Annotated in this window: 11 protein-coding genes; 3 read left to right on the top strand and 8 right to left on the bottom strand. The window is 63.2% G+C overall.

The annotated features are described in order from the left end of the window. Nucleotides 1-35: 35 nt before the first annotated feature. Nucleotides 36-2,774 carry a PQQ-dependent sugar dehydrogenase gene (locus ACYVAC_RS08005; protein WP_461097088.1) on the top strand — a complete coding sequence of 913 codons (2,739 nt, stop codon included), beginning with the start codon at nucleotides 36-38 and terminating at the stop codon, nucleotides 2,772-2,774. 81 nt (nucleotides 2,775-2,855) lie between these two features. On the opposite strand, the gene ACYVAC_RS08000 is transcribed toward ACYVAC_RS08005, so the two are convergent. After that, the gene (locus tag ACYVAC_RS08000) at nucleotides 2,856-3,452 is read right to left on the bottom strand and encodes an outer membrane beta-barrel protein (protein ID WP_461097087.1); all 597 of its coding nucleotides are present in this window, start codon (nucleotides 3,450-3,452) and stop codon (nucleotides 2,856-2,858) included. 150 nt (nucleotides 3,453-3,602) lie between these two features. Here ACYVAC_RS08000 and ACYVAC_RS07995 point away from each other — a divergent pair, with 150 nt between their 5' ends. Both ACYVAC_RS07995 and ACYVAC_RS07990 read left to right on the top strand, forming a co-directional pair. Further along, nucleotides 3,603-3,788, top strand: a complete 186-nt coding sequence (locus ACYVAC_RS07995; protein WP_461097086.1) for a hypothetical protein — start codon at nucleotides 3,603-3,605, stop codon at nucleotides 3,786-3,788. 50 nt (nucleotides 3,789-3,838) lie between these two features. Beyond that, nucleotides 3,839-4,246: a DUF4332 domain-containing protein gene (locus ACYVAC_RS07990; RefSeq protein WP_461097085.1), complete on the top strand. Its 408-nt coding sequence runs from the start codon at nucleotides 3,839-3,841 to the stop codon at nucleotides 4,244-4,246. Between the two features lie 78 nt (nucleotides 4,247-4,324). On the opposite strand, the gene cdaA is transcribed toward ACYVAC_RS07990, so the two are convergent. From cdaA to ACYVAC_RS07955, 7 genes are all read right to left on the bottom strand, one after another. After that, entirely contained in the window at nucleotides 4,325-5,143 is an 819-nt protein-coding gene (cdaA, locus tag ACYVAC_RS07985; protein WP_461097084.1) for a diadenylate cyclase CdaA, read from the bottom strand. A 50-nt stretch (nucleotides 5,144-5,193) separates the two neighbouring features. Next, nucleotides 5,194-8,715 carry a CHAT domain-containing tetratricopeptide repeat protein gene (locus ACYVAC_RS07980; protein ID WP_461097083.1) on the bottom strand — a complete coding sequence of 1,174 codons (3,522 nt, stop codon included), beginning with the start codon at nucleotides 8,713-8,715 and terminating at the stop codon, nucleotides 5,194-5,196. 3 nt (nucleotides 8,716-8,718) lie between these two features. Further along, complete coding sequence (locus tag ACYVAC_RS07975) at nucleotides 8,719-10,800, bottom strand: caspase family protein (protein WP_461097082.1); 2,082 nt, start codon at nucleotides 10,798-10,800, stop codon at nucleotides 8,719-8,721. Between the two features lie 13 nt (nucleotides 10,801-10,813). Next, entirely contained in the window at nucleotides 10,814-11,545 is a 732-nt protein-coding gene (locus tag ACYVAC_RS07970; protein WP_461097081.1) for a tetratricopeptide repeat protein, read from the bottom strand. Nucleotides 11,546-11,558: 13 nt separating this feature from the next. After that, entirely contained in the window at nucleotides 11,559-12,164 is a 606-nt protein-coding gene (locus ACYVAC_RS07965; protein ID WP_461097080.1) for an RNA polymerase sigma factor, read from the bottom strand. A 294-nt stretch (nucleotides 12,165-12,458) separates the two neighbouring features. Beyond that, nucleotides 12,459-13,457 (bottom strand): ribonuclease Z, encoded by a 999-nt coding sequence (locus ACYVAC_RS07960; RefSeq protein ID WP_461097079.1) that lies wholly within the window; start codon nucleotides 13,455-13,457, stop codon nucleotides 12,459-12,461. Continuing rightward, entirely contained in the window at nucleotides 13,414-13,830 is a 417-nt protein-coding gene (locus tag ACYVAC_RS07955; protein ID WP_461097078.1) for an STAS domain-containing protein, read from the bottom strand. The genes ACYVAC_RS07960 and ACYVAC_RS07955 overlap by 44 nt, the downstream gene beginning before the upstream one ends. Nucleotides 13,831-13,878: the final 48 nt, after the last annotated feature.

Genomic DNA, 13,878 nt, shown 5'->3' with positions numbered 1-13,878 from the left:
TACTTGCGGATTCTATTCCTCAGTTAAGCCAATATATGCTCAATCCTGTACTCAATTATGCCACGCTGCTGGGCGGGCTGGTGGGGCTGCTGACCGTGGTGCAGCCGGCACCGGTGCATCCGGCGGCCCAGGCGGCCCTCGCTCCGCGTATCGACACCACACAGCGCCCCGACGAAAACCGGTTTACCAAAACCGTGCTGTCTAACGACCTCAACGAGCCGATGGAACTGGCCGTTGCTCCCGATGGGCGGGTTTTTTTCTGCGAACGGGCCGGGAAGTTCTATCTCTACGATCCGAAAGCCCGCAAAACCCGTCTGCTCTACGATTTTCCCGTCAAAGCGGTCGATAAATACCTCAACGGGCTGCTCGGGATGACCATCGACCCGAACTTCAGTCAGAACCACTTCCTTTATTTTTTCTACACCGTTGAGGTAGGTGGGCAGACCCGGCAGCGGATTGGTCGCTTCGTTATGAACGACGACAATACGCTCGACGTAGCCAGCGAAAAGGCCATTATCGAGTTTCCGATCGATCTGGAGGTAAGTGCCCACACGGGCGGATCGATGGCCTGGGATGCCCACGGCAATCTGTTTATTTCGACCGGCGACAACACCGTGCCGTTTGAGTCGGAAGGTTTCGCACCGATCGATGCCCGCCCCAACCGGCTGGTCTACGATGCGCAGCGGTCGGCCGGTAACGCCAATGATCTGCGGGGTAAGATTCTGCGAATTCACCCGAACCCCGATGGGACCTATACCGTGCCCGACGGCAACCTGTTTCCGAAAGGAACCCCCAACACCCGGCCCGAAATTTTCGTAATGGGGTGCCGCAACCCCTACCGCATTTCGGTCGATCCGGCCACCTCGACCGTATACTGGGGCGAAATCGGTCCCGACTCGGGCACCGACGGGCCGCAGGGCCCCCGGGGCTACGACGAGTTCAACCAGGCCCGGCAGGCTGGTAACTACGGCTGGCCTTATTTCGTGGGCGACAGCAAACCCTACCACCAGTATGATTTCGCGACGAAGGGGGTTGGGCCCCTGTTCGATACGGCCGGTCCCGTCAATAACTCGCCCAATAATACCGGTATCCGGCAGCTGCCACCCGTACAGAAAGCCATGATCTGGTATCCCTACAACAAGTCGACCGAGTTTCCGGCGCTGGGCGTAGGGGGGCGGTGCGCCATGGGCGGGCCCGTGTACCACTACCAGGCCAGTCTGGCCTCGACCACCAAACTGCCGGCCTACTACGACAAGGCGCTGTTTGTGTACGACTGGATGCGCAACTGGGTCTACGCCGTGCGGCTCGACGCACAGGGAAGCTACGAATCGATGGAACCGTTTATGCCCACCTCAGGCGATTTCCGGCGGCCCGTTGATCTGGAAGTTGGGCCCGATGGCTCGTTCTACATGCTCGAATACGGCTCGGTCTACGGTATCGACAACGAAGATGCCCGGCTGGTGCGGATCGACTACAACCCCGGCAACCGCGCTCCCATCGCCCGCATCACCGCAGCCGACACCGTGGGGCTGGCTCCGCTGACGGTTCGGTTCGGCAACGCCAGTTCCGATTACGACAAGGACGACAAGCTGAGCTACCGCTGGCGCTTCGAAACCGGTACCCCCGGCTCGACCGAAGCCACACCGACGCACACGTTTCGCAAAAATGGCGTGTACAAAACCATCCTGACCGTGACCGACCCCGCCGGCCGCAGCCACTCGGATACCATGACGATCAAAGTGGGCAACACGCCCCCGCAGGTCGCCATTGCCACCACGGGTAACCGCACGTTCTTTTTCCCCAACCAGCAGACGCTGCCCTATACGGTGTCGGTGAAAGACCGGGAAGACCGGCTGATCGACAGGAAGAAACTCACGGTTCAGCTCAACTACATTCCGAAAGTGGCCGACAGTGGCCCGCAGCAGGGACACCAGCAACTGACCACCAGCCTGGGCAAAACGCTCATTGCCGGCAGCGACTGCAAAGCCTGTCACCAGCTGGCCGCCAAATCGGTTGGGCCGGCGTTTACGGAGGTGGCCAAACGCTACCGCGACGATAAGACCGCGCCGGCTAAACTAGCCAACAAAATCATTATTGGCGGGGGGGGCGTCTGGGGCGAACACGCCATGAGTGCCCACCCGCAGCTGGCCCGCGAAGAAGCCACCGAGATGGTGAAATACATTCTGTCGCTGGGCACCGAAACCAAACCCGTGCGCCTGCCCCAGCAAGGCAAACTGACGCTGACGCAGCACACAGGGGCCGATCAGCAGGGGCGCTACATGCTGTCGGCGGCCTATACCGACGGCGGGGGGAGCAGCACACCGCTTACCCGTTCCGACCTGCTGGTGCTGCGGCCCGCCCGCGTAATGGGGGCCGAAGCCGCCGAGATCCACAACATGGATCGGCAGGGCAAACGGCTCGGCAACGTACACGATAACTCGTATTTCGTACTCAAAGGAATCGACCTGACGGGTATCGATCAGCTTACCTATCACTACTCGGCCAAAGACCAGGGTGCTACCATCGAAGTCCGGCTCGACTCGCCCACGGGGCCGGTGATCAGCTCGGTCGCCTACGCAGCTACCGGCGACTGGAAAACGTTTGCCGATCAGCGGGCACCGTTGCAGCGCACGGCCGGGCAGCATGATCTGTATTTCGTGTTTCGTAAGCCCGATGCGCCCGGCGCGCACCTGATCTCGCTCGACTACGTGCTGTTTCAGCCCGCTGCCGTAGCCAAAGCCGGTGCCCCGGCACCCGCTCCCGCGGGCCGGTAAACAAACCGGGCAGGCCAGTCAACGTAAGGGGGCTCCAGCCAATGTGGCTGGGGCCCCCTTGCTGTTTGGTCGATGGGTGGCCTATTCGTAACGCCCACCACCGATGTCGAAACCCAGTTTGATAGCCAGGTACCGGTTCGTACTGCGAAGGGAGGTCGTCGAGAAAATAGCCGTCGACGACGGGATAAGGTTGTACTCGGCCGCCAGGGTAAGATGCCCATAGGCAAAACCGGTCCGGAGCATACCCCCGAATTTGGTGCCGCCCACCACCGTGAAGTCGGTACGGTTCTGGCTGGAGCCAAACGGCACGGTACCCCCCGCCACGTTGAACAGCCCGACACCGCCCCCCGCAAAGGCCCGGAAACGGTTGGTAGTGAATAGGTAATTGCCCGTCAGCAGGTAGGAGGTGAGGCCTTTGACACTGACCGAACTGGTCTGGCCATTGTTGGTGACGGCACCGGCTGTAAGCGCCAGTTCGAGCCGTAGGCCCAGGTCGATCTGATCAGAAAAAGCGTATTTGGGCTCCAGACTGAGACCAACGCCGGCAATGGCGCCGGGCGTCAGGGGCGTGGCGTAACCGATGGCGGTGTTGACCTTTACGGGTTTGAACAGGCGATCGTCCTGCGCGTGGGCAGTCAGGGCAAGCAGGCAGCAGCCGGCGGCAATAAGGTGTTTCATACGGTACAATCCGGTTGTGAATGGAGCAGCCCGGCCGGCCTGCTGCTCTACTAACGCCCGGCCGGGCTGCTTTTGGATAACGAACCCGCCAATCCCGTTTAGATTCGTAGGTTTGCAGGCCGGCAGCGCCCGCCATTACCCCTTTTTGCCATGGAATTCGACGCGTACCTGACTACCAAAAAGATCGATGCCGACCAGTTTCGGCAGGCCGAACCCGACCTGTACAGGGAGTGGGCGGCCCTGTTCGCTCAGATGCACCCCGACAGCTTTACCGCTCAGAAAAAATTTCTCATAAACGCGATACGAAGACGGTACCTTGTTCGTCTAAGTAACTAAAAAACGGGCTGATGGTCAGCTCGTTGGTCCGAACCTTAATCGACTGAGCCATGAGCGTGACGCTGGCAGAACTGAAAGGAATTACCGAGGCTGTAGCCGCAGCATTGAAAGGGCAGGGGTTAGCCGACAGCGATGCGCTGCTCGAAAAAGCGAAAACGCCCAAAGGTCGCAAAGAACTGGCCCAGGCAGCCGGCGTTGACACGGGGGTTATTCTTGAACTGGCCAACCGCGCCGATCTGGCCCGCGTGAAAGGTATCGGCCGCGTTTACAGCGATCTGCTGGAAGAAGCCGGTGTCGACACGGTCAAAGAACTGGCCCGGCGGTCGCCCGAAAACCTGCATGCCAAACTGATGGAAATAAACAGTACCAAACAGCTCACCCAGCGGCCGCCCTCGGCCGAGCAGGTTGCCGATTTTGTGGAGCAGGCCAAAGGTTTGCCCGCCGGCCTGGAGTATTAATCGATACGTATACAGGAAAACCGCCCTGGCGCTACCCGAATACAGGGTGGCGCCAGGGCGGTTTCTGCGTTGAGCGCGTTAGTGCGGGCGGTGCAGCAGGGCCGGTTCGGCGAGGTATTTTTCGAGTCGCTCGGTCAGTTCGGCCAGGCTCAGGTTGGTATGCAGCTCGCCGTTGAGGGCCAGGGCCAGCCGGCCGCTCTCTTCCGAAACGGCAATGACAGCCGCATCGGTAGCCTCGCTCATCCCCAGCGCGGCCCGGTGCCGAAAGCCCAGCGACGGCGGCAGTTCATCGTCGTCGGAAACGGGCAGTATGCAGCGGGCTGCCATAATACGGCCATCACCGATCAGCACCGCTCCATCGTGCAAAGGGCTATACTGGCTGAAGATAGCCAGCAGCAGCACCTTCGATACCGTTGCATCGATATATTCGCCCGACTGGGCAAACTTGGTCAGATCGTCATTTTTGCGGATCGCTATCAGCCCCCCCGAAAACTCGGCACTCAGGCTTTTGCAGGCTTCCATGATGGGCTTGAGGGGCGTTTCGGCATCGGTATCGTCGTGCTGCCGCATGAACCAGCGCCGAAAGAGCCGACTGTTGGCCACGTTGGTCGACTTGCCGATCAGCAGCAGAAACCGCCGGATTTCGTGCTGAAAAATAATGATCAGCGCCAGGGCTCCTACACTGATGAAGTACTCAAGGATGGTGGTCAGCAGGTTGAGCCCCAAGGCCTTGACGAGCAGGTAAGCCAGGTAGACCAGCAGATAGCCAACAAACACCCGGCTGGCTACCGAGCCGCGCACCAGGTTATAAATCTGATAGATCAGCAGGGCTACCAGCAGGACATCGAGCAAATCGAGCCAGCCGACATCCAGAAAGCCCAGACGAAAAGCAAGCATACGCACAAAACAAGGTTGGGGATAAATATAGGCAGAATGGACATGCCGCCTTACTCGGTCAGGACAAAAGCATCCCACCACAGGCTGCGCCACCGCCGTTTCATCTGCAGCTGCGCCCGTCGGAACGCGGTGGGCAGCGGGGCACCCCGTTTCCAGTGGCGATAAAAGGCCGTCATGAGCTGCCGCGTTTGCCGGTCAGGAACGGCGCGCAGCGTAATCAGCAGGGCGCGGACACCCGCCATGCGGAAGGAGCGCTGCAGGCCATACACCCCCTCGGTACCCTGCACATCGCCCAGCCCGGTTTCGCAGGCCGACAGGACTACCAGCTGGGTCTGATCGAGCTGCAGGCTGCTTACTTCGAGGGCCGTCAGCACGCCATCGTCGGCCGGGCGGATTGAATCCGGGGCCTGTGCCAGGCGGTTGCGGTTGGCCAGAATGAGGCCCGACCGCAGCAGCGGATGGTCGGGGGTGGCACTGTCGGCCGTCAGCGGGGTGAAGAAGCCATGCGTGGCCACATGCAGCAGGCCGGGCGCCCGCCCCGACAGGGCCTTGAACGAGGTTTCGGTCGCCTGAGCGCCCTGCCTGATCTCCGTAGCCGAACCCAGCAGCCGGCCAATGCGTACCACCTCATCGCGGGTACCGATCAGGTAGGGCCAGTTGGTCAGAATCGTCTGTCCCGTGTCGGGCTGCACCGGGCCATAGTCGATACCCCCAAACAGCACCGCCGTTCGGGTTGCCTGTCGAAACGAAACAGGGGCGTTGGCCCTGCCAATCAGCTGGGCGGTGCTGCCCAGCAAGCGCAGGTCATAGCGGTCGATCAGGTAGGTCGGCCGGCGGCCCCGCCCCGGCGGGCTCACGGTCGCCAGAGAGAACTGATGAAGCAGGCCATCGGGCGCGGTGTAGATGCGCTGAATCCCCGTCAGCAGCGCGTCGAGGGGTTGCCAGAGCCGCCGGTAAAGCGCCTGCCGCGCCCCGTTGGGTAGTTCATCGACATCGGTGCCCCGGTACACCAGCCGGTCGGACGGTGCCGCCCGGCGCGGAACAGGCAGAAGCGGCAGCAGGTCGGCTTCGGCACCGAGAAACACAAAGCGCGGAGATGCCGCGCCCGGACGCAGCACAAAGGCGCCGTAGAGCAGGCTGTCGGTGGGCTGATATCCGTCCAGATACGGGTACCGGACAAATTCGACGGCAGCTTCGCCGGGGCCCAGCGCGGCCTGAATCTGTTGCCAGCCGGGGGCCTGCTGGCGGGTTTGCAGCAACCGGAAATCGGCCGATGCCAGGCTGATCAGCTGCTCGAGCGAATCGGTGCGGTGGGTCAGGCGGGCGAGCTGGGCGGGGTCGGGTATGGCCCGGCTGCGTTCGGCCGTGAGCTGTTCGCGTTCGGCCCGGAACAGATCGTAGCGGGCACGCAGCAGCGTATCGCTACGCTGGTATATCGCCTGCTGTCGACTGCGTACGTCCGACACCAGCAGCTGCTTGGCAAAAGCCACCGACTCGAAGGCCCGCCCCAGCAGGTCGGCCTGGCCCGACCCGCCGGTTTGCTGTAACAGGGCCAGATAAACGGGCAGGAGCGATGTCTGCTGCGCCACAAACGATTCTTTCTCGGGTTCATTGAGAACCAGTAGCCGCTCGCGGGTGGCCCGCTGTGTCAGCGTGTGGGCTTCCAGGGCGGGGCGGAGAGCCGCGTCGGGCCGTCGGTTCGCTACCCGGATGCGGGTTGTCAGGATAAGCGACTGGGCAAGGTCGGGATGGGTAGGCGGCAAGCGTTGCCGGCGAATGGTAAGGGCCCGGCTGGCCAGCGAGTCGGCCCGGTCGTACTGGCCGCGCCGGGCCAGGGCGTCGGCCCACAGGCTGAGCGTGCTGGCCGCTTCGAGCCCCAGCGTATCGGTAAGCTGCCGGCGCAGCCGCAGCGATCGCTCAAACAGTGAGTCGGCCTGGGCATAGGCACCCCGGCTCACAAAAAAGCGGGCCACCGGATCGAGTCGCAACAGGTATTCGGGCAAGGGGGTCTGGTAGTCGGGCCGGATCGTGTGGAGCAGCAGCTGCTCGGCCGCAGCCACCCGTCCCGCCCGGGCATACGCCGTACCGAGCTGTTGCTGCTGCATCAGCACGTCGAAATGAGCCGGTCCCCGTACCTGTTCCTGAATCCGGACGGCCTCCGTCAGCCCGGCAATGGCCCGGGTGTACTGGCCGGTCTGGAGCTGCAGCTGGGCCAGCGACTGCAGGGTGCGGGCATAGGGAAGCGATCCGGTATCGGCCTGTCGCTCAAAGCGATGGCGTAGGTCGGTGAGTTGCCGTTCGGCCTGGAGCCAGTTGCCGGTGCGGATGTAAAACTGGATCAGGTTGTTTTCGTAGGTCGACAGCCAGAACGTATTGCCCCCGGCCCGTTCGTTGGCGGTGTCAAGGAAAATACAGCGTCGGTAGAGCGCTTCAACCTCGGCAAACTGGCCCATACCCTCGCAGGTAATGGCCAGTCCGTTCAGGGTCGACACCAGATCGGAGTGCATGGGGCCAAGCAGGCGGGTCTGGCGGGTCAGCAAATCGCGGTAGAGCTGCTCGGCGCGGCCGTAGCGGGTGTGCGACCGGTACCAGAAAGCCGCTCCCTGCAGCAGCGTAAGCAGGTTCAGGTTCTCCGAATCGGCCCGGCGCTGCCAGCCGGCAATGGCTTCCTCGTAAGCGATGGGCGTGCCCAGCTGGCTGTTGAGCCGCTCCTGCGTGCTGATCAGATCGGGCAGGTAAAAAATGTTGCCGGTTGTATCGGTAGGGGTATCGGGCGAGGCCGGGCGCTGCGGAGTCAGCAGCGCCAGCCCCAGTCGGTAATGCCGCAGGGCCCGGTCCAGCTGTCCCCGCCGTTCGCAGGCCAGCCCCAGTCGATTGTGGTAGAGGGCCGTTGCCGGGTGGTCGCTTCCCACCGCCCGCTGTTTCAGCCGCAGGGCAATCGTGAACAGCGAATCGGCGCGGGCAGGCTGCTGCTGTCGCCGTTCAAACTCGGCCCACTGGTAGACGATGGCGGCTGGCAGGGCACTGTCGGCCGATGCCCGGCGGGCCAGCACGACCGATTCGTGGTAACGCCGACGGGCCAGAGCGGTGGTCTGGAGCCGGCTGGTGAGGGCTGCCTGACGACTCAGCAGCAACGCCCGCAGGGCCCGATCGGCGGGCGCATCGGTAAGCGCCAGACTCGCCTGCTGGTAGGCCGTGTCGGCGCGCCGATACTGATCGCGCCGTTGCCAGTAATTACCCCGGCACAGGGCCACCAGCGCGCGTGCCTGTCCGCTGGCCGGCGCGGCTGTTTCGCCGAATACCCACAGCAGACTGTCGGCCCGGTGGGGCTGCCCGCGCAGATCGTGCGCGCTGGCCAGCAATGCGGTTAGTACCCGGTGACGAACGGAGTCGCTGCCGGATTGCTGCCGGGCCTGCTGCAGGGCAGTCACGGTTGCGTTGCTCTCGGCGGGGTGCTGGTAGAGGATCGGAAGATAGACCAGCGCCCCGCCCGGCTGGCCGCTGGCCCCGTAGCCGCCAACCAGCAGGAGTACAGGCAGCAGCCAGCATCGCAACACAAACGCATCGATCATGGGTCAGGGACTGATGGTGAACGCGTAGGTAAGCGTAGCTCCGCTGCGGAGGGGTACCAGGGGCGGCCGGCTGTCGGTTACGCCCCGGTTGCTGTCGGTTAGCTGACTGACCAGTTGTTCGAACGGATGGCGGTGGCCGGCCGGCGGCTGGCTTCGGTAGGCCAGCAGGTACGGCCGCAGGTCGATGGGCTCAGGGGTCAGAAAAACCTTGTACAGTTCGGTACCGTAGGGGGCCGACACGCGCAGCCGACGAGTGAGCTGCTGACCCGGTCGCAGTCTGTATTCTACCGCCGACTGGTCGGCTTCGGGCAGCAATACGCGCAGCTGGCCGTCGGGCTGCAGGTCAACCACGGTTAGGTAGAATACGCGCTGGCCGGTGTTACGGAGCGTCAGCAGGGCCCGTTCGCGGGCCGATGCCCGCAGTACTGGTACCCGGCCCGGCAGCGGGGATGGCAGCGTATCGGTTACCAGGGTCTGACCCCGGCGCTGCCGCACCGCCACCCGCTGCATCGATAGCGCCACGGCATAGTCGGGGTCAGACAGGTCGAGGTTCAGCAGTTGCTGACGGTGCCGGTACTGCCGCAGGGCCACCCGACAGGCATCCAGGTCGCGACTCCGGCAGAGCAACCTCCCGTCGGGCTGGGTGCGCAGCTCCAGAAAGCCCCCCCGCTGATCGAGCCGTAGTTCGCCCAAACGTGGATCGGTCGGGCCGCGTTCGGCTGCGTTCAGGGCGTCCGTCAGCACCACGGCGGGCCACTGGGCCACCTGCGCCCGATGGGTCGGATCGAGCTGGCCGACCAGCAGCCGGGTGGTGGTCGCGCCGGGTTGCAGGGCCTCGACAAACACCCGCGCCGACAGCAGGGCCGCCCGACTGGTGCCCGCTGGCACGGTAACCAGTGAGCGGAGTGTGCCGACGTCGCTCAGCATCCCGCTTGCGAGCCGGGCGGCCGGCCGCGGTTGTTGCGTCGTGTCGGGGTAGAACCCGACCCGGCTACCGGGGGTAAGCCCATGCAGGAGCCCGCCGTTCAGTACCAGCGCTCCTTCGTCGAACACCCGGAAGCTGGGCATGGCCGGCGCGGTTGTTCCGCCCAGCACGGCCTGCTGGGTCTGGCCTTCCATGGCGGGTTTTTGCCGTGGGGCCGTGCGGGCCATGATGGCGTAGATTCGTTCAAAAAAAGACTGGTACGATTCGGCGGGCCGGAGACCGGCCAGGGTACGGCAGAAGGCCTGCGTCAGGGGGCCGATCGGCAGACCCTCCTCGTCGAGTATTTCCTCACCCGTCTGATCGGCAGTGGTAGAGGCCAGCAGCACGTAGCTGCCCGTACCGGCCACCACGTCATAGCCATCATGCGGTTGGCCTGCCCGCCGGGGCCGACCGACCGTGCCGCGGCTGCGCTGGGCCCGCCCCCACATACCCCGAACGGCGGTGCCGGCGTGGCACGATTCGAACAGCAGCAGCACGTGGCCAGTCGTGCCGGTGCGATTGCGCAGGCCGCCCACCAGTGCGTTGAGTTCGTCGTCGCGCAGGTGTTGTGCGCCGGCGTAGCCGGGTTGCCGGTGGCGTACGGGGGCGTCGTAGGGGACCAGGGCCTCATCCTGCCCGTCCAGTTCGTCGCCGTTGTCGTCGGGTAGCTGATCGCCGTGACCGGTAAAATAAACCAGCGCTTTCTGGCCCGGCTGCAGTTGCCCGCGCAGGTTTTCGAAAGCCTGCCGAATGCCCGCATGGGTGGCCTGTTCATCGCGCAGTGTATGGATGTGATCGGGCCGAAAGCCCTGGCGCAGCAGCGTAGCCCGCATCAGTTCAAGGTTACGATACGCGTGGAGGGGCTCCCAGCCCGGGTCGCGGTAGTGCGCGATGCCAATGAGCAGCGCATGCCGGTCTGTATACACCGGCGTACCGGTCAGGAGCCGGCTATCGTCCGCAAACCGGGGTGTCAGCGCGGGTTCTTCGGCGCGGCCTGCCGGCCCGGTTCGTCCGCAGGCCAGCAGCCCCACTCCCAGCAAACCAGCCCATAGGCCCGCCCGCCAGCCCGGTGGCGGCAGCGCAAAGCGGGTGTCTGGTGAAGGAAAGCGGGGAAGCATCATGGCCGGGAAGCGACTAGGGTAAGGTGTCGAACCGCTGCAGGAGCCGTTGGGCATCGGCCTGGTGCGGGTGTTCGTACTGGCTGGCCATGGGCCGAAGCAGGGCCTGGGCGGCACTGTGCTGTCCCAGCCGGGTCAGGGCCAGAGCCTCGTACCAGTCGGCGCGGGGGCGCAGTAGGGGCGGGGCCAACTGCCGCGCCCGGCGCAACAGCGGTTCGGCCTCGTCGGCCTTGTCGAGCGCCAGCAGCGTAAGGCCCCGGTAATAGGCCGAGCAGCCACTGGTATCGCTGGGGAGCGTTTTGAGGGCGTCGGCGTAGTGGCCGGCGCGGTACTGTGCCACGCCCGGGTCGAAGGTAGCCGGACAATCCGATGCACCCATCGATACCCGTTCAGGCGCATAAAAGGCGTGGTACAGGGCTTCGTCGCCGGTTGCCGGCGCCTGATACCACCACCAGCCGAACAACGCCAGCAGCACCAGCAGCATGCCCCCCGCCGGGTAGCGCCAGCCGGGCAGGCGCGCCGGTTTGTCGAGCCGGCCGGCGGCCCGCAGGCGGCTGTGCATGGCGCTGACTGCATCGCGGGTGGCGGGGCGCTGCAGCAAGAGTCGAAGTTCCTGCTGCTGGGCCAGCGCCCGGGCCAGTGCCGGGTCGGTACCGAGCTGCGCGTCGAACCGCTCCCGGCTGGGCCGGTCAAGCTGTCCGTCGAGGTACTCGTCGAGTTGGTCAAACGGGTCGGTCGAACCGTCCATAGGGAGAAAAAGGCTAAAGGTCGTCAGGCGTGCGGTTCATCAGATCCCGCAGGGTCTGCATGGCCTGATATTTTGTTTTTTTTGCCATGCCGGCGTTCAACAGGCCCAGCTCACGGGCAATGGCATCCATGCTCAGCTGCCGGATATAAAACAGATCGAGCAGCTGTCGCTGTCTGGGGCTGAGGTGGGTCAGGGCGGCATCCAGTTCCTGCATCCGCAGTTCGAAGACATCGCCCGCATAGTCGTCGTCCGACAGGTCTGCATCCATATACCCAGTTTCCGAAAAAGTGACCGGCTGTGTCTGGCGAAGCGCCTTCAGCCAGTGGCGCAGGGCAATGGCGCGCAGGTAAGCGTGGATGGTTGCGTTTTCCTGGGGGGTAAACCGGTTGTTGGTCACGTTGAGCCAGCAGTCGGTAAAGGCATCCTGATACACGTCCTGCGCCTGTTCGGGGGTAGCGCCCCGGCTCCCAAGCTGACGTATGACCGGGCCGTAGTTGTGGCAGTACAGCCAGTCGATGGCTTTCTGATCGCCCCGCTGTATGGCCCGGAACAGCTCTGGCGTACTGGCTTTCGACCAGTCCCGGAAGTAGCCCTGGATTTCCTGAACGAGTCGTTTCATGAGCGGGCAATAATCGTATGGGTGTGAACAGTGTCAAAAATAAAGATTCTGTCTGCTACCCCGCTCGATTATCCCCACTTTTTAGGCTGATACGCAAAAGATTACGGACGCTCCGTAGTAGGGTCAGGTAGTCCTATGAAAAAAATCCGCGTAAAGGGAGTCACCTTTACGCGGATTCAGGGATATACAGGTAGCCGCTCTAAAAAGGGCTTTCTGCCAATATCCACACAATCAACCTTACCGTCGGTCAGCTGGCAGGTTTCTGCTGGCTGGCCGACGCCTTTTTGAGGGATATCAGATGGGCAGGGTCTGGCCTTCGGTGGCCAGGTAGGTTTCAGGAAAAACAAGTCGGGCTTCGTCCAGAAAGGGCTCGAACTGCTTGTAGCGGGACGAGAAATGGCCGATCAGCAGCCGCCCTACGCCCGCCGAGGCCGCAATTGTGGCCGCCTGACTGGCGGTTGAATGATAGACCTCGGCCGCCCGCTGGGCATTGTCGTCGAGGAAGGTAGCCTCGTGATAAAGCAGATCGACACCCTGCAGCTGCGGAACCAGCTCGGGCACGTAGCGGGTGTCGGAGCAGAAAGCGTAGGCGCGGGGCGCCGGACCCGGCTCGGTTACATCGGCTGCGGCATACAGCACCGCACCGGTTTCGTCGCGCACATCCTGTCCGTCTTTCAGCTGCTTCAGATACGCTACCGGTATGTCGGCCGGCAGCCGGTCGCGCAGCAGGTGCGGCTTGTGTGGCTTCTCCCGAAAGAGGTAGCCGGTGCAGTCGATGCGGTGTTGCAGCGGAATCGACGTAACGGTGAGCAGCGGATGGTCGAGCACCAGCGTCGGAACGTCGGGGTCGACAGCCTCGAAGTGGAGTGGGTAGCCAAGCCGCGTGTTCGACACCCGGAACATGGTGGTCAGCACATCGTCGAGCCCGCGCGGGCCAAACAGAAACAGCTCTTCCGTACGGCCGCCCAGGTTGAGTGTCGACAGGAGGGGGGGCAGGCCAAAATAATGGTCGCCGTGGAGGTGACTGATAAAAATGTAACGCAGCCGGCCGGGCCTGATTTTCTGCTCGATCAGGCGCAGCTGGGTGCCTTCGCCACAATCGATGAGCATGTAGTCGCTGCCAATGGCGAGCAACTGCGCCGTTGGGTGTAGCCGCAGCGTGGGTGTTGCCGACCCGGCACCCAGCACCGTCAGCGTAAAGGCTGGCGATCCGGTTCGCCCGGCCGGACCGTCCTGATGTTCCTGTTCGTCATTCGGCGCTGATCCCGAAACCCCCTCCTGCGTTATACTCATCGTCGTCCTCGCTCCGAAAATCGTTCTCCAATTCATTCATAAACACCGCGTCGACGGCTTCCTCTACGGTGGGCAGAATCGTCAGGTCGTTGCCCCCGGCCTTATCGAGAAACTCGATCAGCGGTTCATTTTTCGTAACGAGCACCAGCAGCCCTTCTTCGTTGGTGCAGTGCCGGTTGATCTTACGGATGGCCATCATCCCTTCGGGCGAAATGGTCTGGACCGTTGATAAGTCGGCAATAACGTTGGTATAGCCTTCCCGGAAGAAGCCTTTGTTCAGCGTTTCGAAATCGGGGGCCATGGTCTCGCTCAACTCGCTTTCGGCCAGCCGGATCAGGGCGTACTGTTCGTTTTTTTCGATGGAATAAGTCATAACGCGCAGGTTAATCGATCAATGGATAAGAACGGGGCCCGTCAGAGG

Source organism: Spirosoma luteolum (genome assembly GCF_054778875.1).
Note: the sequence above shows the minus strand (reverse complement) of the source record. Positions and strands in the feature narration are given on the sequence as shown.

What these genes read in the sequence shown, in the direction of transcription:
- ACYVAC_RS07975 (WP_461097082.1), bottom strand. Translation starts at nt 10,800, where the DNA reads ATGATGCTTCCCCGCTTTCCTTCACCAGACACCCGCTTTGCGCTGCCG.
- ACYVAC_RS08005 (WP_461097088.1), top strand. Translation starts at nt 36, where the DNA reads ATGCTCAATCCTGTACTCAATTATGCCACGCTGCTGGGCGGGCTGGTG.
- cdaA (WP_461097084.1), bottom strand. Translation starts at nt 5,143, where the DNA reads ATGCTTGCTTTTCGTCTGGGCTTTCTGGATGTCGGCTGGCTCGATTTG.
- ACYVAC_RS07990 (WP_461097085.1), top strand. Translation starts at nt 3,839, where the DNA reads ATGAGCGTGACGCTGGCAGAACTGAAAGGAATTACCGAGGCTGTAGCC.
- ACYVAC_RS07955 (WP_461097078.1), bottom strand. Translation starts at nt 13,830, where the DNA reads ATGACTTATTCCATCGAAAAAAACGAACAGTACGCCCTGATCCGGCTG.
- ACYVAC_RS07965 (WP_461097080.1), bottom strand. Translation starts at nt 12,164, where the DNA reads ATGAAACGACTCGTTCAGGAAATCCAGGGCTACTTCCGGGACTGGTCG.
- ACYVAC_RS07970 (WP_461097081.1), bottom strand. Translation starts at nt 11,545, where the DNA reads ATGGACGGTTCGACCGACCCGTTTGACCAACTCGACGAGTACCTCGAC.
- ACYVAC_RS07980 (WP_461097083.1), bottom strand. Translation starts at nt 8,715, where the DNA reads ATGATCGATGCGTTTGTGTTGCGATGCTGGCTGCTGCCTGTACTCCTG.
- ACYVAC_RS08000 (WP_461097087.1), bottom strand. Translation starts at nt 3,452, where the DNA reads ATGAAACACCTTATTGCCGCCGGCTGCTGCCTGCTTGCCCTGACTGCC.
- ACYVAC_RS07960 (WP_461097079.1), bottom strand. Translation starts at nt 13,457, where the DNA reads ATGAGTATAACGCAGGAGGGGGTTTCGGGATCAGCGCCGAATGACGAA.
- ACYVAC_RS07995 (WP_461097086.1), top strand. Translation starts at nt 3,603, where the DNA reads ATGGAATTCGACGCGTACCTGACTACCAAAAAGATCGATGCCGACCAG.